Raw genomic sequence first — 20,383 nt, 5'->3', positions numbered from 1 at the left:
TGCAACATAGAATCAGCGCGAATCCGTCAGGGCTGGTCGAATTCCGACTTCGGCAGGAACCGCCGCTGAACCAGAACGTCTTCGCAATCCAGCCACGCACCGTCAGCACACGGTCGCTGTTTCCACTCAATGCTTGCTCTTTCCTCGGAGTCTGAATGTCCGCCACCGCAACCAGAAGATCGAGCTTGAGTTCGCGCTCGTTCCGCGCGCTTTTGGGCCTAGAAGCGGGCGTGGCCCTCGGCCTGGCAGGCACCCTCTTCTTTTTTGTCGCAAGCAGCGTCGTTGCCTATCTCAACCTGGAGGCCCTGCAACGGGGCAATGAGAGGATTGTACAAACCCACGTTGCCATTGTTTCTCTCGACGAACTGCTGTCGCTTGTTCAGGATGCCGAGACCGGTCAGCGTGGGTTTTTGTTGACCAATAGTGGGGGCTACCTTGCCCCCTACAACGCGGCAGTTCGCGCCATTCGGCCAAAACTCGATCAGATCGGTCAACTGACTGCGAGCAATCCGGGCCAAAGTCAGCGGCTGGTGGCTCTCAGGCAACATGTGGACGCCAAGCTCGCGGAACTCGGGGCGACCATCGATCGGAGACGGGCCGACGGTCTTGAGGCGGCGATTGCGATGGTAAACTCCGATCGCGGCAAGATCGAAATGGATGCCGTCCGCGCGCAGATTGCGGCCATGTCGGGCGCTGAGCTGGAAGTGCGCCTTGATCGATTGGCCGAAATGGAGAATGCGCAGAAGACTGCGCGGCTCAGCACTCTCCTTTCTGGTCTTCTCGGAATTGCTTTGACCGCAGCAATCGCCCTCCTCATTCGCAAGGCCACGATCGTCCGCCGAAGGGATGAATGGCTTCAGGCTGGTCAGGTCGGGTTGGCGTCGGCGATGATGGGCGATCAGTCGATCGAGCAGCTGAGCAAAAGTATTCTCGACTTCCTGGCGCCTTACGCAGGCGCCATTGCCGGTGCGATCTTCATTCGCGGTGATGGTTCGTTCCAGCGGGCTTGTAGTCGTGGCGTTCCGCCCGAGGCGAACTTGCCAATGACGGTTCGACCCCGCGAAGGCCTCTTGGGTCAAGCGGTTGCGGAAGGGGGTTCAATCGTCGTCGACGATGTCCCGGATGGTTACCTGGCCTTCGGTTCCGGGCTTGGGATGGACAAACCACGCCATCTCGCGATCCAGACCGGAAAGGTCGATGGTTCAGTGAATTCGGTGATCGAGCTCGGCTTTCTTGGGCCAATCGACGAGACCATCGTCACCTTTCTTGACCGCGCATCGGAGGCTATCGCGATTGCCGTGAAGGCAGCGACCTATCGCGGCCAGCTTCACGACCTGCTGGAGGAAACGCAACGGCAGTCCGAAGAGTTGCAAACGCAAAGCGAGGAGCTGCGCGTTTCAAACGAAGAGCTTGAAGAGCAGGGGCGGGCGCTGAAGGAATCTCAGGCGCACCTCGAGCAGCAGCAAATTGAACTTGAGCAGACCAATGCTCAGCTGGAAACACAAGCCCAGCGGCTTGAGGCTCAGCGCGACGAGCTGGAGCGCGCGAACGTATCGATATCGGCCAAGGCGAAGGAACTAGAGCAGGCAAGCCAATACAAATCCGACTTCCTTGCCAATATGTCCCACGAGTTGCGCACGCCGCTGAACTCTTCCTTGATTTTGGCCAAGCTGCTTGCGGACAATCCCGACGAAAACCTGACTGAGGAGCAGGTGAAGTTTGCCAAGACGATCCAATCCTCGGGCAATGATCTCTTGAACCTGATCAACGATATTCTCGATCTCTCCAAGATCGAGGCCGGGCATGTCGAAATCCGGCCGGAAACCGTTTCGCTCGAGCGACTGGCCGGCAACCTTCGTCAGGTGTTTCTGCCGCTGGCGACCGAGAAGAAACTCGGGTTTTCCGTTGAACTTGCTGAGGAATGTCCGCTCACTATCGAGACCGATCCGTTGCGGCTTGAACAAATTCTCAAGAACTTGCTTTCAAATGCGATCAAGTTCACCGAGACCGGCAAGGTCACCTTGGTGATTGGTTCGGTTGGCGAGGGCAAGGTTAGCTTCTCCGTCAGCGACACCGGAATCGGAATTGCACAGGAACATCAGCGGGCGATCTTCGATGCCTTCCACCAGGCCGATGGCACAATCAGCCGTAAGTATGGCGGCACCGGGCTCGGCCTTTCCATCTCTCGGCAACTGGCGCGGCTTTTGGGCGGAACGATCGTGCTTCAAAGCCAGGCGGGACGGGGTAGTACGTTTACCGTTACCATCGGGGAACGGTTCGATGTGGCCAAGCCGACAGCTCTTGCGCCAAGTCCAGGAACGCTCGCAACGACGGTCACGGCGCAAAAGGCAGGTACGGTTACGCCCAGGCCGATCCGCCGGATCGACGACGACCGAGATGTTCTGACAAATACAAAACGCGTGCTGCTGGTAATCGAAGATGATGACACTTTTGCCGGCATCGTGCGTGATCTGTCGCGGGAAATGGGCTTCCAGGCAATTGTCGCGGCAACCGCCGAAGAGGCGCTTTTGCTTGCGAAGGAATTCATGCCAAGCGCCGTCGTGCTCGATATAGGGTTGCCGGACCAATCGGGCCTCGCCGTCCTCGACCGGCTGAAGCATGATGTCTTGACCCGTCATATCCCGATCCATGTCGTGTCGGGGAGCGATCACGCCGAGAGTGCCTACTCTCTCGGGGCTGCCGGTTATGCCATCAAGCCCGTCAATCGAGAAGAACTGTTGAAGGTTCTGCAAAAGCTCGAGGCGCGGTTTACGAAACAAATGCATCGCGTCCTGGTCGTCGAGGACGATCCGGTGCAGCGCGAAGCGGTGGCAAAACTGATCGGCACCCAGGACGTCGAGACGGTGACCGCCAGCACCGCCGCCGAATGCCTTGACCTCCTGAAGCACCAGACTTTCGACTGCATGGTGCTTGACCTGTCGTTGCCTGACGCGTCGGGATATTCGTTGCTGGAGACGTTGAGCTCACAGAGCGCTTATGCCTTCCCGCCTGTCATCGTCTATACTGGACGCGAACTCTCGGCGGATGACGAGCAGAAGTTGAGGCGCTTCTCGAAGTCGATCATCATCAAGGGGGCAAAATCCCCCGAGCGACTGCTCGATGAAGTGAGCCTGTTCCTGCATCAGGTGATATCGGAACTGCCGGACGAACAGCAAAAGATGATCCGCAAGGCGCGCAACCGCGATGCGCTGTTGGAGGGGCGTCGCATTCTCGTGGTGGAAGATGATATCCGAAACGTCTACGCGCTAACCAACATTCTTGAACCGCGCGGTGCGATCGTCGAGATCGCGCGCAACGGCCGCGAGGCACTGGAGGTTCTCGAAAAAGCTTCATCTGGCCCCGGGCGCCCGATTGAGCTCGTGCTGATGGACGTCATGATGCCTGTGATGGATGGTTTGGTCGCGACCGCTGAAATCCGAAGGAACCCGACTTGGAAGAAGTTGCCGATCATTGCGCTGACCGCCAAGGCAATGCCGGACGATCAGGAGCGCTGCATTGAGGCTGGGGCGAATGATTACATGGCCAAGCCGCTGGACGTCGACAGGCTGCTGTCGCTGGTGCGTGTATGGATGCCCAAATGAGCGAAGCCACCGCCGTTGAAAAGGTAGAAGACATCGAAATCCGGTTGCTGCTGGAAGCACTGTTTCTCAAATACCACTATGACTTTCGCAACTATGCGATGGCCTCGATCAAGCGCCGCCTGAAAAAGGCGCGCGAACAACTGGGGTTCGATACTTTCTCGGCGATGCAGGAGGGACTTCTGCACGATCAGGCAATGCTGCCGCAATTGCTGCGTTTTCTGACCGTCCAAGTGAGCGAGATGTTTCGCGATCCGAGTTACTTCCAGGCGATCCGGGAAAAGGTCGTTCCCCACTTGAGGACCTACCCTTCCTTGAAGGTGTGGATTGCTGGCTGCAGCAGCGGCGAGGAGCTTTATTCGCTGGTTATCCTGTTTCGCGAAGAAGGCCTCGAAGATCGAACGATCTTCTATGCCACTGACATCAGTCATGAAGCGCTGGAGGCGGCCGAGGCCGGCGTCTATGCACTCGACAGGATACAGCTTTTCACCGAGAACCATCGCAAATCGGGTGGAAAATCATCGTTGTCGGACTACTATCAGGCGGCATACGGCAAGGCGCTGTTCGATAAGACCTTGCGCCGCCATGTCGTGTTTTCGGATCACAGCCTGGTGACCGACGCCGTTTTTGCAGAAATGCACCTCATATCGTGCCGAAACGTCATGATTTACTTCGACCGCGCGCTTCAGGACCGCGCGGTGGGTCTTTTCAAGGACTCGCTCGCTCGCAAAGGTTTCCTCGGGCTCGGCGCCAAGGAGAATTTGCGCTTTTCCCTTCATGCCGATGCGTTCACGGATTTCGTGCGTGAGGAGAAGATCTACCAAAGGCGTGTCGAATGACGCCAGCAAAAGCTCAAGCGGTGATCATTGGCGCTTCGGCGGGGGCTGTCGAAGCACTTTCGGCAATCCTGCCGGCGTTGCCGCGAAGCTTCCCGTTGCCCGTGATCGTGGTCGTTCACGTTCCATCCGACAGGCCGAGCCTTATGGTCGACCTGTTTCGTGCAAAGTGCCGGTTGCCTGTCGAGGAGGCCGAGGACAAACAGTCGCTCGAGGCCGGCACGATCTATTTTGCACCGCCGGACTATCATCTGCTCGTTGAAACGGACAGGAACCTGTCCCTTTCCTCTGATGAGCCTGTCCTCTTCTCACGCCCGTCAATCGACATACTTTTCGAAAGTGCTGCCGATGCCTTCGGGCCGGATCTTATCGCGATTGTCCTGACCGGCGCCAACCGAGATGGGGCAGACGGCCTGGCGGCTGTCCACAATGCAGGCGGAACGGTGATCGTGCAAAACCCCGAAGGCGCTCACGCTCGCGCCATGCCGGAAGCTGCAATCCAATCATGCCCGAGCGCCCTCGTCCTGTCGCTCGATGCCATTGCCGAATACTTGAAAGAGGTCTGAGAACAACTATGGAGCCCGTCCCGTTTCTACTGGTCGATGACCTCGAGGAAAATCTCATATCGCTGGAGGCACTGCTCCGCCGAGACGATCGCCTTCTCATGAAGGCGCGGTCCGGCGATCAGGCGCTTGAGATCCTGCTTCGACAAGACGTGGCGCTCGCGCTTGTCGACGTTCAGATGCCGGGTCTGGACGGTTTCGAACTTGCCGAGTTGATGCGCGGCAACGAACGCACGCGACACATTCCCATCATCTTTGTGACGGCGGGTATTGCAGACGGCCGACGCCGTTTTCGCGGCTACGAGGCTGGCGCGGTGGACTTCATCCAAAAGCCGATTGAACCGGACGTTCTGTCAAGCAAAGTCGACGTGTTCTTCGAACTGTACCGGCAAAGGCAGCAACTCGCCGCTCAACGAGATGAACTCGCTGCCCAGGCGCAGGCGCTTAAGCAGGCAGCAGAGCACAAGGATATTCTGCTGCGGGAAATCAATCACCGCATCAAGAACCTGTTCAGCCTCACCGCCGGGTTGATCTCGGTGAGCGCCAGGCAAGCCACAACCGTTTCCGATCTAGAGGCTGATCTACGGTCGCGGCTACACGCACTGTCTCGCGCCCACGAACTTACGCTGCCCGACCTTGTCGGGGAGGACGATCGCGGAGATATTGCGACGACGGTTGTGGCTCTGTTGAAGGCGATCGTTGCGCCACACGACCACGCTCACGGCTCTCGAATCCTGATCTCCGGAACGGACGCTCCCCTCGGCGACAAGGCACTGACGTCAATGGCGCTCCTTCTGCACGAACTGACCACCAACGCTGTCAAGTATGGTGCCCTTTCCGGCCCTGCGGGGCAATTGAGCATCGACCTTTCGACTTTCGACGAAGAACTTCACGTCAAGTGGAGTGAACACGGATCACATCCGTTGTCCCAGAGCTCCGAAAGGACGGGATTTGGAACAACGTTGGAGAAAGCGGCAATCTTGGGATTGAACGGATCGCTGGCGCGAAATTGGCGGACAGATGGGCTTTGTCTGGCGCTCCGCATCCCGCTAGCTAGTTTAAAAAACTGATCGGTCCCCGCAAGGACGCTTGACGCACTTTTGTTTGTGGTGTGCTGGCATAAAGCTGCTAATCGAGCAGTTTACCGGGGTTAGTGCCCATTCCCGGTTGCTCCTAAAATCGGTACTCGCCGACGTCCCATTTAATAGGTTAATCGCTCATTCTATAAGGGCGCGCGACCAGAGATATTCATTCGCCCTGCGGACAGGACTCGACGCTGCTCGGGCTTGAATTCCGGTCTGCCTGCCACACCTAAACTTTACCCGGGCCTGCGGAAATATAAACGCTCATTGTCGCAGTCCCTATCGAAACCGAGCCCGTACGGGCTCGTCCCAGCGGGGCGCATATGAGCCAACGTGAACCTGCCGACGACACGCCCTGGATTAAGAAGGCCGACGAGTTGGAGGCGCTGTTCCAATTGACGGACGGACTATACGGGGCTCCGTGGGAATCTCTGCAATAGCACCCGTTAAGGGAATTGGAAGTTCTTTGGATTGAAGCGGTTGGTTCGAATTGGCCTGAAGCGTTCAAGGGGTCTGTCAATTTCGTTCCAGAGATAGTCGCCGGTGAGCGCGATATGCGCCCATGGAAGCGGTGCGACCTGGGAGAGAAGATCGTCTGGAATGGCGATGCCTTGGCCGCGCACGTAATCGACGGCTCGGCTGAGATAAACCGTGTTCCACAGGATGATCGCGTTGACGACGAGGTTGAGGCCGGAAGCCCGGTAGGCCATGGTTTCAGCGACGCGATTGCGCAGCTCACCAAGCTGGTGGAGAAAGACGGCGCGGGCAAGGGCATGACGGCTTTCCCCTTTGTTGAGGATGGCGTGCGATCTGCGTCGCAGCTTCGTGTCGAGCAACCAGTCGCAGATGAAGATCGAGCGCTCGATGCGGCCCATTTCGCGCAGCGCCTGATTGAGCCGGTTTTGCCGGGGCGACGCGGCAAGTTTCTTGAGGATCACCGACGGCGGCACCAGACCTGCGCCGATCGAAGCCTTCAGGCGCAATACCTCATCCCAGTGCTGCTCGATGACATCCATATTGACAGTTCCCGCGATCAGCGCGTCAAGCGGGGCGTAAGCCGGATCTGGATCGATGACGAACAGCCTGCGATTGCCGAGATTGCGGATCCGCGGAATGAGCCTGTAGCCGTAGGCATGGAACATCGAAAACGTCGTTTCGGTCGCGCCGGCGGTGTCTGTGGCGTGCTCATGGATTTCGATGGAGCTTTCGTTGTGAAGGAGCCCATCGAGCACGTAGGGCGCCTCGCTCTCGGATGCCTGGATCATGCGGGAGAAGAAGGAGGCGAAGCGGTTGGACAGGAAGCCATAGAGCGAGGCGCCGGGCCGCTTGCCATATTTTGCATTGTAATCGAGGCTGGCTTCGCCGCGGCCGCCGGCCGGAAAGAACTGACCGTCCGAGGAGGAGATATGGCCATCGCCCCAGATCGCGGCAAAGGGATGGACTTGCTGCGCATCGACCAGAACGGCGGTCGCCGTGGCATACGTTTCCGAGCGCAGATGCCGGTCCACCATCAGCATCATCTGATGGATGGTGACACCACGCGAGCTTTCGGCCATGCGCTCAGCGCCTGCATTGGTCGCGTCGGCAAGGATCGCGGCCATCAGCGCCGCCTCATCGCTCGCCGTCTCACCGGTGCGATAATGGGTGAAGCTGTCGAGAAATCTGGTCCAGCTGTGAACTTCGGCGAGCAGGCTGGTGATCCTGATCCGTGGAACAAGGATATAAAGACGCCGGCTGAGCGCCACGACCCTATCGCGCTCCTCCTCGCGAATAGCCGAGATCGACAGACCCTTGTCGGAAATCACCGCATCCGGAATGGCGTTGGACGCAGCCGCTTGAGCCAGGGCTTTCAGTTTGGCGTCAAGCGTGGCAGTGCGTTCGGCCCGCCAGGCCGCGAAGCTGTCCGGGATGGCAAGCCCCAGCCTTTTTTCCGCGCGCATCAGGGCGAAGGTCGCGCGTGGCAACAGATAATCTTCGAAACTTCGCCATGCCCGGCTGCCATCGACCCAGATGTCGCCGGCCCGCAGACGATCCCGCAGGTGGACCAGCACCGCCACTTCCCAGGCGCGGAAGTCGATCTCGCCGCCGCCGGACCGGACACGTCGTCGCCATTTGCGGGTCAGGAAGGCAAGCGGCACGTGGGCGGGCAGCTTTCGTCCGCGGTAGAGCGCGCGCAGATAATCCACTGCGGCCAGAAGCGGTTCGTCGGGACGGAAGGACCGGAAACAAAACGTGTCGAACAGGAGCCGCGCCAGCTTGCGCATCGACTTGTGCCGCTCCACCAGTTCGTCGAATTCGTCACTGCGATCAGGACGAACAACAGATGTGGCTGCCGCCATACTGGCCAACAGTCCTTCCCAGCCGATGCTGGATGCGATTGCGGAGGCAAAATCAGCGTTGCTCCCGCGTGCCGTCACAAGCGCCTCACCGAGCTGAAGATGATTGAGCGCCACACCGGCAAGGATCTCCGCTTCTTTCAGCCGGCGTTCTTTGCGGCTGACCTCGGCTTTGCGGCGGGCGCTGCCAATCAGTTTGCAGAACATGTCGACCGCAAGATCGGTGATCGACGCCTGCTTCTCGATGACGAAGGCGGTCAACGTGGCATAGCGACGCTCGACTGTCAGTCGCCGTATCTCACGCGCATGCAGGATGCGGGCTTCCCGGGCGATGATGCCATAGCGGTTGGCATGGATCGTCTTGCGCCTTTCATCCGGAATGGCGGCGGGACGCAAAACCTCAAGGCGGGCGATCAAACCCTTGAGGTTCTTCAGCTTCGCCCCTTCGGGCGCTTCCGCGATCCAGCCGAGGTGGCTTCGGTCTCCAATCCGGTTAGCGACAAGCTGGTCAAGGACCTCAACGGAGGGCTGGCCCAAACCCCGGATCAACTCTCGATAAGCATGCCTGCGCGCCGCTGCCCGACCGGCCATCGCCAGGCGTATCAGCAGTTCGGGACCAGGAACGAGGAGCTTCCCGTCCTTCAGCGCCTCGATAACCGCCTGTGCGATCGGCATACCCTTCTCGGTAGCGGCCGCCTCGCGTGCGGCCGCGGTGATCAGACTACGGTAATCGCTCGCCCGGACAGCACGCAGCCCAAGAGCGGCAACGATCTCGCGCGCATGTTCCCGGCGTGTTTCCTCACGTTGTGCATAGAGGCCAAAAACGGCAGGCTCGATGCCGAGCTGATCGGCGACAACCGAGATAATTGCCTGAGGCGGAGCGTCGCCCGCCCGCAGAGGCCGCCCCAGATCCCGGACCAACGCAAGCTGGATCGCAAAGCCCAATCGGTTGTGCGAACGGCGATGCCCCTTGGCGAAGGCAATATCCTCAACCGAGAGCGCATAGCGCGCCAACGCTTCTTCATAAGCTTCGGGTGGCTCGAACAGAATGGCACGCGACTGCGCGTCGAGGAAGGACATCGATCGTGCCTGCCCTCAAAGTGAGGTGTCGGGCGCGACTTTCTTCCCGGGCCCGGTCCATCCAATCCGCCTCAGTGTGTCGATCAGCGTGGAGCGCGGCACCTTGAAAGTCCGGCAAACGGACGCCTTGCTGGCGCCGCCTTCCAGAGCCGCAAGAATCTGTTCGACCTTTTCGGCGTCGATTGCCGGTGGCCTGCCGCCCTTGCGACCGCGTCGGCGCGCCGCGGCCAGGCCCGCATTGACCCGCTCCGTGATCAGCGCTCTTTCGTATTCGGCAAGCGAGCCAAACAGGTTGAACAAAAATGAGCCATGCGAGTTCGTCGTATCCATTGCCTCGGTGAGAGACCGGAAGGCGATACCGCGCGCCTTCAGTTCCTCGACAATCCGGATCAGATGCGAAAGCGAGCGCCCCAGCCGGTCGAGTTTTCATACGACCAGAACATCGCCCCTGCGCAGTTCCTCCAGACAGGCCTTCAGGCCGGGTCGATCGTCGCGCGCACCAGACGCGCGATCCTGATGCAGATGGCGTTCATCCACGCCAGCCGCAAGCAGCGCGTCACGCTGCAGAGCGACCGACTGGCGCTCGTCACAACTGGATACCCGCATGTAACCGATAAGCATGTACGACAAACCCCAAATCTGAATTTGCCGTACAATGTCACATACCGACAGGGTTTGTCGCGCAGAAAACCGCCGTCTTTTTGAGATCACCTTGAGCCTTGAGGGCGCTACGCGGAAATCACCTGTTTCCCGTCACCATCAAATCCCCTTAGCGAGTATTGTTGCAGAGTTCCACGGGCTCCAGATAGTCGCGGTTCAAGCGGCCGCTCGCCGTCACTTCGGGAACAAGAACGTTACAGCCGCTCTGAAACCCCATCCTTCTGGACCGTGCTCGGGTGCTTGTGCCCAGTACCGCGCACCCGCTGTGAAGCTCACGGGCTGCTCACCGAATTTCACCAGCTTTGACACCTGAAAATTGACCGGAACCGACCACTCGTCCTGCATCCAGTCGTATGAGCTTTCAGTGTTCAGCGAAAAAGTCCATGCATCGGGTGTCGTATAGGAAACGAATGGCTGCAGAAACGTCGAACTGACATCCTGCCGGTCGCTTTGGCCGGCGAAAGACCAGATATGGTTGGCCAGTATCCCGTATGTCCAGGGTCCGTCCTGTTTCAAGGCGACAGCCGTGGGGCCAGCTCCCCATTTTCCACTCCCAAGCAGTTCATCGGTCGCTGTTGGGATCAGGAAGACCGGCCCAGCGCCCCAGATGATCCCGCCTGGTCCAGGTTGCTTGGGGGAAACGAAAAGGCTCTGGGTGATATCGCCGAGACCGAACTGGTGCCCGGATTGCCCAGCTATGTCATTTTGCGAGATCACGGGCATGATTGTGCGCGAGATGATGTTCCAGTCTTCGTTTAGCGAGATTGGGATGACTGGTTGGATGTTGAGGACTTCGCGGTTGCCGTCCTCCGGGCCGTAACCGCGGTCATAGTTGAACTGAAAGGGCACGCTGATGAGCGAAGCAATCGGATTGCTGAGCTTCTTGGCGAGGTCCGCGCCGGACTCTTGAGCAACGGCTGACCCAACGCTGGCCATGAAAGATACTGCCAAACAAATCATTCTGTGGTGCGGCTTCATTTTGTGACCTCGGCCCCTGGATTCGAAGTTTTTCTGTGCTGCTTTGCCTCAAGACGGCAGTGGTGCAGCTCGCGTAACGGCACAGTCAGCGGACCACGATCGGTCCGCTCGTTGTCTATAAACATCCGCGGAACGTCGCGAACAGCCCATGAGCATCCTAAAACCGTACCACCAGGCCGAGGATGGGCCCCTGCTGAACGGTGTCGAACACGAACCCGTCGTCGCTGTAGTCCACACCGAGGGCGCGGTAACCGGCAACCGCCGAAATCGTGTCGCTGAACCGGTAGCCGATCGTCGCCGCGACATCCCAGTCGAGATCGGCGCCACCTGCCCCAATGAACCCCCACCCCGTCAGATAGATTTCGGGAGTGAGCGAATAGGTGCCGCGAAGGCCGGCCAAACCGTCCACCCAGGTTTCACCATCGCTTCTGGAGCGCCCATCGAGAATGCCACCGCTGAAGGAAAGCTCGCTTTCGACGGACCACACGCGCAGGCCGCCGACGATTTCGAGCCGCGCGGTGCTGGTTTCGAAAACGGAGTACCCTGCACCGAGCATCCCGGCAAAAGTCTCGGATCTGAGCTCGACGTCTGTGGCAAGAATGCCTCTTGGCGTGCCAGCCTGCCCCGAAATCTTGGTGTACATGACATCGCCGAAGATGCTGTAAGGTCCATTACGGGCCTCGCCCATCGCCATGGCGCCGAAATCGAGGTGATCGAAGATGTCGCTGAAACTGGCGTCGACGTCCACCGCAGGCAATCCGAATTGCCCAAGTTCGCCCGACAATCCAGCTGCCCAGAAATAGGGTGCAAAAGAAAAGGTCCAGCCGCCCTCTGTAGTCGTCTGCTGAACCTCCGTCGTCATCGGCGAATAGACGTCCGCAGCCATCGCCCCGCTGCTAGCGAGACAAGCTCCGATCGCCGCCAGAGCACGAACCAAGTATAATTTCATGCTATCCCCCATTGGTGGTCGCTGATGCGACCGAGATCGATCCGCGTCCCGAGCAGACATCGATGAAGATCGCAGTTTGGCCAAATGCTATTTGCGTTAAGGTCTTGCGCGCTACTGGCTACAATTCTCGCTCCTAACCCGATTATTCTTCCCGCAAACGCTGTTGGTCGTGGTCGTTCCACTGGATGGCCCGACAAGCATCTCGACATGCTGAGCGTAGTTTTGCCTTGTGTTCTGATCGACGATCGCGGCCGGAGCGGAAACAACCAGGCCCGCGGCGGTTCCAACCGTTTGCGCGGCTCCCGCGGTCGCTGCCACGATGTGGTCGCCAAGTCCCAGGCGACTGTCGGTTAAGGTCTGTCCGCTCGACAGACGAGTACCGATCAGTTGTACGATCTCCGGCGACTCCGCAAACTTGGTGTGGTGCAGATTGTCGCCCGCTTTGATCTTGGTGAGATCGATGACCGAGATTTCGTTCACTGCCAGTTCCTCCTTGTAGGGAGACTGCTCCGGATCAATGGCGCCCAATCGGGAAACATTGCCCCAGACACGTCGAGAAACTGCGAGGGCGCGATCATCACGGGACACGAAAAGTGTAAAGCGCGGACGTTGTTTGCCCATATCGGCGATCTGCGAGCTGAAAACGTTGACGTCGACGTCCGGCGCCGCCAACATGACATTCTTGAACTTGCCCGGAAGTCCGTCATTGCGGATGGCCATCTGGCGCAGGGATTCGAGTGCAAGCCAGTTACCCATCGAATGCGCGAGGATCGAGACCTCCTTCACCTCCGGATCGCGCGCCAGATACTGGAACAAGTTTTCCACGGCATTGCGCGTATAGTTCGTGCTTTCGCGATCGTAGCCATAGGCCAGAAGGCTGCCGCGAGACGGCCACGTTGCGAGCACCGGCACACTCCGGGCACCTGAATCGTGGACGATCTGCGCGAAGCGGAAGACTGCATCCTCAAAATGATTGTTGAACCCGTGGATGAAGACAAGGACGCTACCATCCGGGCTCTTTCGCACTTTCGTGTTCAACCAATTTTCGGCCGTCGCTCGGTCGATTTCCTCAGCTTTCAGCGTTGCGAAGTCCGTCTTCGGGTTGGGCGGAAGTTTGCGTGGCCAGGCGACTTCGCCCGCCTTACGGGCAGCGTCAGGCGGGATCGACACCGTAATGTCCGCAAAGGTCGGACTAGGCGCGCGCTCGCCGCTAAACATTTCGCCTCGCTTTGTGGCTCGACCCCGCGTCGTCGCGATCAACATCTCAACCTGGCTGGCCGACGAGACGGCTGCGACTGGCTCGAGGACGCCTGTCGGCCTGCTTGCACAAGCAGAGAGCAGAGTGACGCTTAGGCCAACGACCAAGGATAAATACGGTCTTGATTTCGCGCCACCGTTGGCGTCCAGGGGTAGGTAGCGCGTCAACTATTCACTCCTGTTCGACAAGAACTGCACTTCAGCCGTTGGAACAACGACAGGGCTTTCAACTGGAGGGCTAAAAGATCTAATCGTGGTTGTTTATACTTCGCGATCGAACAAGGGGGGGGAAGCGTCTATCTACATTTCGTTCGTTATTCGACTACAGCGTTACAATAGGCCTCAGATCGCCGCTTGCCATTTCATGCCAAAACTACTTCAGAAGCCGCCAATTTCCAACTTGGTGGACAGCCGACCGGGTTCGTCAAATCCAGTCGCCGTGTTGCGCCGCCGGTGCAAATGCCGGCCGGCGGCAACCGTCCTCGGTCATGATGACCACAAGAAGCAGAGGCGCCAACCAAGCATCAGCACAGTCGGGGGAGAACTATTCGGCCACAATGATGCCGGGCGGCTGCCACGTCCCTTCGCCGACCGGCAATATAGAAGGCGCTTCCGTCTTCGGCCAGTACAGGCGCATCACGAGATAGATTGTGCCATTCGGCGCAGGCAGCCAATTGGATTCCTTGTCCGCGCCAGGGCTGTCTTTCTGAATATAGAGGGTGAGCGAACCATCCTCGTTCTTCTTCATGCCTGGCAACATCGGTGAGTTGATGAGGTAGCGATTGATCGGATTCTCGATCAGGAGCTGGCTCTTGCCGTCGTACATCGTCACCGACCAGAAAGAGTTCACCGGCGGGAGTTGTCCGGCGGGAAAAGTGATCTTGTAGTTATGCTTGCTGGCGTCGAGTGTTTCACCTTTCGCATCTGTGCGGGTGAAGGGATACATGGCTTCCACGGCGTCGTTCCCATAGAGCCCTGCCTTGGCCGCGGCGGCACGCTTCAGCCAATCTCCCTTGTAAAAGTTGCGATCGCCAAAGAACGAACCGACGCTCCAGCCGTTGATCACCTTGTTTCCGCTGGCCGCGAACTTCGTGACTTTGTCATCACCACGTTTCATACCAAGGCCGATTTCTAGTTTGTGAGCGATCGGAAGCTCCTTGAAATCGAATGATTTACCCGGGCCCACACCGATACGTGCGAGCTTGGCGCGAATGGCCTTGTCCTCTTCCGTGGGCGGCACGAATTCGAGGGCGGCATCGAGATAGTCGAAGAAGTTGTCTTTGATGCCCTGCGTTGTGGCTGGCAAGAAGTCGATCTTCTGGGCGGCGGGCGGTGTGGGTTGCTTTAAGAAGGCCGAGAGCGGCTGCACGTTGTAGCGGGCCTGCACCTTTTCCACGTTCGGCAGATCTTCAACGTTGATCAGCTGGGTTCGAAAGTTGGCGAACACGAACGGCGTGGTTGACGAGAAGACTTGTTTGATGCCGGCAGGCTCCTCGCCTTTCCAGTCAGGTCCAACAACCAGATAGGAACCCGGAACGTTTCCCGTAGCGCGGCTACCGATATAGCCGAAGTTATAGGTGTTACCGTCTATCAACTGCACCGAATAATAGCGCTCCTTCTCCACCGCCGGCACGGTGATCACCATCGGCTCGGCACGCAAATCCAGCCACAGAATGGAGTACGGCGTGTCGCTGTTCGGCGTAATGATTGCCGTGTCCGCCGGGGTGGCGACGTGGTGCATGTTGTCGATCTTATTGAATGGCGCCTTGAACTGGCTGGACTTCGGATCGACGGCGAACTCGTGCATGACCGCGTAATTCATCACGAGCGGCAGGCCGTAGATGAAGCCTTCCTCGGCGATGTCCTTGGCCTCGACAAGGCCGGGGTAGCTCTGTGCCATCAGCAGGCTTGGCCTCGCAAGCGCGGCGCCAGCGGCGATTACCGCGGTGGATCGAAGTAGATCTCGCTTCGTCAACATTTGCCGTATCCTATATTGTTCGATAAGTTATCGAAACGACGCGAACTGCAGGACAGTTCTGGAACCCTGGACGCAATTGTCCGGTTTTGCGGCGACACTCATAACCCGCCTGTACCAAACTGCGGCCAACAAAAAGGGGCGGCTTCGCGTATCCCGGTAGGCGGCGGGCCTTTAGGTTCCCCCCTGCGCCGTTGGCTCGCCGTCCCACCAGTGACGTCAAAGTCTCTTGAAGATTTCGTCCTTACAGACCAGACCGCCCATCACGCAGCCGCTCACCTTGATGTCGCTGCCTGCGATCTCGGCCTTGCCGGTATACTCCTTGCCGCCGTTGGTGAAGTCGATCAGCTTGCCGGAATACTTTCCGTTGCCAGTGGACGCGAAAGCGGCGAACTGCTTGCCGTTGAACGCGCCGCTCGTGTAGGTCATGCAGAAGCCAGCTCCGCAAGCTGCCACCTTTGCCGTTGCGCCCGTCTTCGGGGTTCTAAAATCGCCTTCGATCGGGTCGGCATGGGCCGCTCCGGTCGTCAGCAGCATGACGGCGGTCGCCATCATCATTCTGCGAATAACAATCTTCATGACAAACTCCAATGTCTTCGGCCAGCAGTGGCCATTGGTTCATTCACAGGTAGCCTCATCCTGCACATGTAAACATTGACTGCGTATCGACACTCTGTGGAAGAGCTTATCCGGTGGAAGCCCGTGGGATCGTCGGCGCGTCATGCGAGCTATCGGTCCACAGTGCCTGCGTTTTCTTCGGCGAAAGCGCAGCCCGGTCGTTTGTCACTCGGTAGGGTGGCCAGCCGTCCCTGATTACTCGTTCTAGTCGCCGGACATTAAACTAGTCGTCTCCCGGCCGGAGGGTAGCGTTACGGCGCTGTAAAGACACCCAGATTGACAAGCTGGACGCGTCTGTTGCTGGCCGCATCGCCTTTCGAGCCGTCGATTGGGAAATACTCGCCGACACCAACTGCGTAGAGTCGATCAGGGTCGACCGCGAATGTCGTTGAGAGAATCTCCCCTATGGCTGCGGCCCGTTTCTCGCTGAGGTCCAAATTATGTTTGTCGCTGCCTGTTGAACTCGAGTGGCCGACAATGAGGAACTTGTAGGCCCAGAGATTCGGATGATGAAGCGCATCGGCAATCAAGCCGAGCGTCCTGTAGGACTCTGGCTTGATCATGACCGAGTCGTTCTCGAAGTCGATCTCGACAACCATTTGCGGAAGCTTGGCGATCTTGCCCCAGTTCGGAAGTGATGCCATCGCCACTCCGCCCCCGTCTATAGCTTCCTGGCGGAGAATGGCGATGTCGATGAACGGAGCCGCGCGAACGATCTTGCCAAGCCCTGAGACGATCCGTTGTTCGGAGACCTCCTGAGCGGCCGCGAAATCCGGTGCCATCGATGCAGCGAGTGAAAGTGTGAGGAGTAGGGAACGAATCCTGGTCATATGACTACCTCCAGCCGGCATCGGTGATCGCCTGATTACACGCGTTACCCACGCGCTTTTCGGCCTTGATAAGGCATGCCAGGCGGTAACCGTCGCCCTTCACGCTCGAGCAGAGCTGCGCGATATCGTGTTTGCAGACATTCGCGTATGCGGCCTGGGCCTGCTCCCGTTGGCTGATCGAGGTGAGCACAGTCGATATCGATCCGATGCAGAGCGGTGAGATTTTGGCTGCGTTTTTCTGGAGGCAATCGGCAATCCGCCCGTTGCCGAGATTGAGGCCGTGGCAGAACTTCTTGATGTCGGCACCGCAGTCCTGCGCCAGTTTCGTGACGGCGTCGGCGTAGCTAAGTGTTTCTGCGCGCGTCGCCCCCGCTAACGCGAGACCGATTAACAGTGTGGCTATTATGGCACTTTTTGTCTTCAAGGCTTCGTCTCCTTCAGTTCTGAGGTGGCTCGATTTCTTTGGACAGGAGCCCGCAGAATCTTATTCCCGCGATCTGATACCCGGTCTAAGTGCTCACGAAGCCAGCCGTGCCGGCAATGAGAAAGAGGGGGAGGTTTGGATGATGGGTACAAGATCTGAAACGACGGGTGGCGGCTTCATCTGTGGTCCTTCGGCATTTTGGCTGAGAGTACCTGGATAAGAGCATATTGTCGGCCTTGGGGAAAAGTTATCGACGCTTGCGCGATCCACCGGCCCCTCTTCGGGATAGTGTCCATTGGACCCCATCGAGAAGGTTCCGCCTTCGATGAGGATCATGCCGGCGCGCGCGCGCCCTGCAACGGTGGTTCCGTGAGTCGATTTCAAAGTCACGCTCGCCCCTTGACCCCCATGACGACAACGCGTTCACAACGCTTGGTTACAGCGTTACAGTAAGCGCAAGTGCGTCGCTTGCCATTTAATGCCAAGGGCACTTGACCGCCCACAAAATTCAGAGTTTCCAGCGGGGGCAGCGGCCTCTATTCAAGTTAACCGAGATGTCGGTTATGCTGGTGCCCAGTCGCTTGATCAGTCTTGCACCGTGGTTACCTGCTCGGATCGAATCTGCCGCAGCATGTTTCGTCCCGCGATAACCATTTCAAACAGGAATGCAACGAGGGATCCAATGAGACAGACTATGGCGCCTCCAAAGAACCAGAAGAGATTTTCATGGCGTATGCCTATGGCCAGAGACCCAGCAAGTAGATTTAGGATTGCGCCTCCCGTGCAAATGCCGGCCACTACTCCAAGCACTACCGCAACCTCCAGTGCAAGTGCCCTTCGCCGCAGATAGGCGAGCTGCATGCGAAACAACTTGCCCTGCTTACCCTTATCCGCGACCTCGTTCAGCCGGTCCGATACTCTCCCGAGGCGAATGGTGTAGATACTGACAAAGCCTGCGGTACCAGCCAACAAAAAGACCGGCGCAAGGGATGTTTGTATGACAGAGGCAAGGTCGTTGACGATCGGCGGTGTGTCCATAATTCCTCTCAGGAAGCTAGCCCATCTGGCCCCGGTGGAGCAGTGATGCCTTGAAGTTGCCGCGTGGCGTGAGCCGCAGCAGCTGAACCTTTGTCATCACCGCTCACCTGGACCACAGGCTGAGCGAAATCGATCCCGTTGTCGCCGAAGGCCTGCATTAGCATCGCATATGCCTTGCGGCGGATCATGGTTTGATCGCCTGGCTTGCAGGTGAAGCCAACGCCGAGTTCGATGCCGTACTCGCCAATTTGCTCAACGCCCTTGAGCTTGAGCGGCTCGATGAATGACGAGCCGAGCTCCGGATCGGCGAGCAATTGCCCGCCGATCGTCTTGATCAGCTTGCGAACCTTATCAAGATCAGTTTTGAAGGGGACACGGACGCGGAACTTATCAACCGTCCAGTCACGGCTCAAATTCTTGATGGCGCCAAGCGAACCGAAGGGCACCGTGAATATCGGTCCGCGATGGTGCCGCAACCGCACCGATCGTAAGCTAAAAGACTCGACTGTGCCGGTGTAACTTCCCGCCTCAATATATTCCCCGACGCGGAATGCATCGTCCAAAAGGTAAAAAATACCGCTGACGACGTCCTTGACGAGCGTCTGTGAACCGAACCCGATCGCCACGCCGACCACGCCCGCACCGGCGATGAGCGGGCCGATCTGAACCCCCATCTGCGAGAGAACGGTAAGGGCGGCCACACCAAGAAGCCCCGCGGCCAAGGCGTTGCGAAAGACCGGCAACAGGGTGCGAAGCCGGCCTTGGCGGGCGTTCTCATTCGGTGTGAGTGCTCCTCCATCGCCAACGCGGCCGAGTTGACGGGCAATGTAAGCTTTCCCCAACTGCCAAACGAGGTCGATGACCAGCAAAATGACGACGCTGTTGAATGCGCCGGCTATGATTGTCTTGGCGAGCGCCAGCTGACCGGTAATGGGCTGGAAATGGTGATGCCAAACGAATACGATCCAATCCACTGCGATGATGATGATGATAGCTCGGGCGCCCCGAACAAGCAGCACTGTCTTCGGATCTGTCGCACCATCGTCATTCCAGCGGGAAGCCGCAAACGCGTGGCTCAGCTCGTCAGCGATTGACAGGACACGGGGCACAACGACAAACATAATGCCGAGCCAAAACAGCGCCAGGAAACCACCGCACCAGAGCAGCCAGAGTGTTACGACGCCGGCAATGCCGGTGGTCCGAGGCACGCGTCGTCCCAAAAGCTGTGCATCATCGCTGGAGCGGTTGCGGCCGATAGCTTCGATCGCGATCAGAAGAAGCAGGCCAGAAAATGCAATGGCAATCAAGGAACAGACATCCTGGGCAACGGCGAGCCGCTCGCATATGGCAGAGAATGCCATCGCCGCTGTTAACACCGCGACGAACAGCCGGACACGGGGGTAGGCTTTCGCCATCGGCACGGAAACGGTCATCGCGAGCCGGCAGAGCGCCAGCACGCTTCGGTAGGCGACCGTCGCGACGAGCGAATAAAGCACGACCACACGCATGAGCGGCGGCCAGGCGAAGATAAGAAAGACGAAGGCAATCGTCGCCGTGAATATCAAGAGGGGCGCAAACTCCGTCTGTATCTGCGACAAGAGTTGATTGGGCAAGGTCACGGCTGGCACTGAACGACGAAGGAACCATTCCGTGCCAAAGCCAATGCCCACGATAATGCCGATCAGCAGGATCGCGGGGGCAAAGCCACTATCATGCGCCTCTTGCCGGACCGAGGAGGCTACGTGATAGAGTTCGCTGCCCACACGTGGCACGGCAGACAGTAGGGCGTTGAAACGGGTGCGCCAGCGGACCTCCAAGTCGTCGATGACCCGCGTTGCCTCGGTAGCCTCTGTTTCGGGAACTGCCGCTTGCCTTTGCGCCAACCATGCCTTCACGTCCGCAGCTTCGAGAAGGCGCAGCAGTTCGGTGACGTTTGACGGTTCTGCCGTGCTCGTCGCCGGCGCCTGCGCGTGTAATGGAGAAACGGTCGAAAGACCGAAGAGCAGGCTCAATAACAGAAAGCGAATGATGAACATGTAACTCCGACGCGGCCAACGAGCGCTGGCCGCTCTCAAATACGGCGGCAAATAACCGCAGCTGATGCCGATCCGACAAAACCAGTCGGATCGGCGCTGCAGATGAAAACCCGCATGGGGGC

At 58.5% G+C, this 20,383-nt stretch carries 15 protein-coding genes and 1 pseudogene; 4 read left to right on the top strand and 12 right to left on the bottom strand.

The features are described 5' to 3' along the window. The first annotated feature begins 155 nt into the window (after nt 1-155). From ASD01_RS06630 to ASD01_RS06615, 4 genes are read left to right on the top strand one after another with little or no spacing between them, the layout of a single operon-like run. Nucleotides 156-3,602, top strand: a complete 3,447-nt coding sequence (locus ASD01_RS06630) for a response regulator (protein WP_051659320.1) — start codon at nt 156-158, stop codon at nt 3,600-3,602. Beyond that, nucleotides 3,599-4,438 carry a CheR family methyltransferase gene (locus tag ASD01_RS06625; protein ID WP_034794888.1) on the top strand — a complete coding sequence of 280 codons (840 nt, stop codon included), beginning with the start codon at nt 3,599-3,601 and terminating at the stop codon, nt 4,436-4,438. The genes ASD01_RS06630 and ASD01_RS06625 overlap by 4 nt, the downstream gene beginning before the upstream one ends. Further along, nucleotides 4,435-5,001, top strand: coding sequence for a chemotaxis protein CheB (locus ASD01_RS06620; RefSeq protein ID WP_034794885.1), 567 nt, complete (start codon nt 4,435-4,437; stop codon nt 4,999-5,001). The genes ASD01_RS06625 and ASD01_RS06620 overlap by 4 nt, the downstream gene beginning before the upstream one ends. Before the next feature lie 8 nt (nt 5,002-5,009). Then, the gene (locus ASD01_RS06615; RefSeq protein ID WP_034794882.1) at nt 5,010-6,068 is read left to right on the top strand and encodes a response regulator; all 1,059 of its coding nucleotides are present in this window, start codon (nt 5,010-5,012) and stop codon (nt 6,066-6,068) included. A 458-nt stretch (nt 6,069-6,526) separates the two neighbouring features. Here the strand turns inward: ASD01_RS06615 and ASD01_RS34280 are convergent, their stop codons facing one another. From ASD01_RS34280 to ASD01_RS06560, 12 genes and pseudogenes are all read right to left on the bottom strand, one after another. Continuing rightward, on the bottom strand, nt 6,527-9,496 hold the full coding sequence (locus ASD01_RS34280) for a Tn3 family transposase (RefSeq protein ID WP_063979491.1): 2,970 nt from the start codon (nt 9,494-9,496) through the stop codon (nt 6,527-6,529). A 15-nt stretch (nt 9,497-9,511) separates the two neighbouring features. Further along, nucleotides 9,512-9,727 (bottom strand): helix-turn-helix domain-containing protein, encoded by a 216-nt coding sequence (locus ASD01_RS37510; RefSeq protein ID WP_458574490.1) that lies wholly within the window; start codon nt 9,725-9,727, stop codon nt 9,512-9,514. Next, nucleotides 9,710-10,102: pseudogene (locus tag ASD01_RS37505) on the bottom strand (recombinase family protein); the annotation flags it as partial. The gene ASD01_RS37510 and the pseudogene ASD01_RS37505, both read right to left, overlap by 18 nt. A gap of 228 nt (nt 10,103-10,330) precedes the next feature. Further along, complete coding sequence (locus ASD01_RS06600) at nt 10,331-11,092, bottom strand: transporter (RefSeq protein ID WP_234852765.1); 762 nt, start codon at nt 11,090-11,092, stop codon at nt 10,331-10,333. A 199-nt stretch (nt 11,093-11,291) separates the two neighbouring features. Next, complete coding sequence (locus ASD01_RS06595; protein WP_034794865.1) at nt 11,292-12,083, bottom strand: hypothetical protein; 792 nt, start codon at nt 12,081-12,083, stop codon at nt 11,292-11,294. Between the two features lie 111 nt (nt 12,084-12,194). Continuing rightward, complete coding sequence (locus tag ASD01_RS06590) at nt 12,195-13,448, bottom strand: alpha/beta hydrolase (protein WP_234798905.1); 1,254 nt, start codon at nt 13,446-13,448, stop codon at nt 12,195-12,197. A gap of 436 nt (nt 13,449-13,884) precedes the next feature. After that, nucleotides 13,885-15,318, bottom strand: coding sequence for a DUF1254 domain-containing protein (locus tag ASD01_RS06585; protein WP_060643683.1), 1,434 nt, complete (start codon nt 15,316-15,318; stop codon nt 13,885-13,887). A gap of 216 nt (nt 15,319-15,534) precedes the next feature. Further along, entirely contained in the window at nt 15,535-15,894 is a 360-nt protein-coding gene (locus ASD01_RS06580; RefSeq protein ID WP_034794846.1) for a DUF2147 domain-containing protein, read from the bottom strand. Between the two features lie 290 nt (nt 15,895-16,184). Then, on the bottom strand, nt 16,185-16,763 hold the full coding sequence (locus ASD01_RS06575) for an OmpA family protein (protein WP_034794843.1): 579 nt from the start codon (nt 16,761-16,763) through the stop codon (nt 16,185-16,187). A 4-nt stretch (nt 16,764-16,767) separates the two neighbouring features. Further along, nucleotides 16,768-17,187: a cysteine rich repeat-containing protein gene (locus ASD01_RS06570; protein ID WP_127890125.1), complete on the bottom strand. Its 420-nt coding sequence runs from the start codon at nt 17,185-17,187 to the stop codon at nt 16,768-16,770. A gap of 585 nt (nt 17,188-17,772) precedes the next feature. Then, a complete protein-coding gene (locus ASD01_RS06565; protein ID WP_034794841.1) occupies nt 17,773-18,225 on the bottom strand; it encodes a DUF2721 domain-containing protein in 453 nt (150 codons plus the stop codon). An 8-nt stretch (nt 18,226-18,233) separates the two neighbouring features. Next, complete coding sequence (locus tag ASD01_RS06560) at nt 18,234-20,261, bottom strand: mechanosensitive ion channel family protein (protein WP_060643682.1); 2,028 nt, start codon at nt 20,259-20,261, stop codon at nt 18,234-18,236. Between the last annotated feature and the right edge of the window lie 122 nt (nt 20,262-20,383).

The organism is Ensifer sp. Root423, assembly GCF_001426275.1.
Taxonomy (GTDB): domain Bacteria; phylum Pseudomonadota; class Alphaproteobacteria; order Rhizobiales; family Rhizobiaceae; genus Ensifer; species Ensifer adhaerens.
This window is presented reverse-complemented; position numbering and strand designations above follow the sequence as displayed.

What these genes read in the sequence shown, in the direction of transcription:
- ASD01_RS06630 (WP_051659320.1), top strand. Translation starts at nt 156, where the DNA reads ATGTCCGCCACCGCAACCAGAAGATCGAGCTTGAGTTCGCGCTCGTTC.
- ASD01_RS06595 (WP_034794865.1), bottom strand. Translation starts at nt 12,083, where the DNA reads ATGAAATTATACTTGGTTCGTGCTCTGGCGGCGATCGGAGCTTGTCTC.
- ASD01_RS06620 (WP_034794885.1), top strand. Translation starts at nt 4,435, where the DNA reads ATGACGCCAGCAAAAGCTCAAGCGGTGATCATTGGCGCTTCGGCGGGG.
- ASD01_RS06565 (WP_034794841.1), bottom strand. Translation starts at nt 18,225, where the DNA reads ATGGACACACCGCCGATCGTCAACGACCTTGCCTCTGTCATACAAACA.
- ASD01_RS06625 (WP_034794888.1), top strand. Translation starts at nt 3,599, where the DNA reads ATGAGCGAAGCCACCGCCGTTGAAAAGGTAGAAGACATCGAAATCCGG.
- ASD01_RS06575 (WP_034794843.1), bottom strand. Translation starts at nt 16,763, where the DNA reads ATGACCAGGATTCGTTCCCTACTCCTCACACTTTCACTCGCTGCATCG.
- ASD01_RS06615 (WP_034794882.1), top strand. Translation starts at nt 5,010, where the DNA reads ATGGAGCCCGTCCCGTTTCTACTGGTCGATGACCTCGAGGAAAATCTC.
- ASD01_RS34280 (WP_063979491.1), bottom strand. Translation starts at nt 9,496, where the DNA reads ATGTCCTTCCTCGACGCGCAGTCGCGTGCCATTCTGTTCGAGCCACCC.
- ASD01_RS06580 (WP_034794846.1), bottom strand. Translation starts at nt 15,894, where the DNA reads ATGAAGATTGTTATTCGCAGAATGATGATGGCGACCGCCGTCATGCTG.
- ASD01_RS06585 (WP_060643683.1), bottom strand. Translation starts at nt 15,318, where the DNA reads ATGTTGACGAAGCGAGATCTACTTCGATCCACCGCGGTAATCGCCGCT.
- ASD01_RS06600 (WP_234852765.1), bottom strand. Translation starts at nt 11,092, where the DNA reads ATGGCCAGCGTTGGGTCAGCCGTTGCTCAAGAGTCCGGCGCGGACCTC.
- ASD01_RS06560 (WP_060643682.1), bottom strand. Translation starts at nt 20,261, where the DNA reads ATGTTCATCATTCGCTTTCTGTTATTGAGCCTGCTCTTCGGTCTTTCG.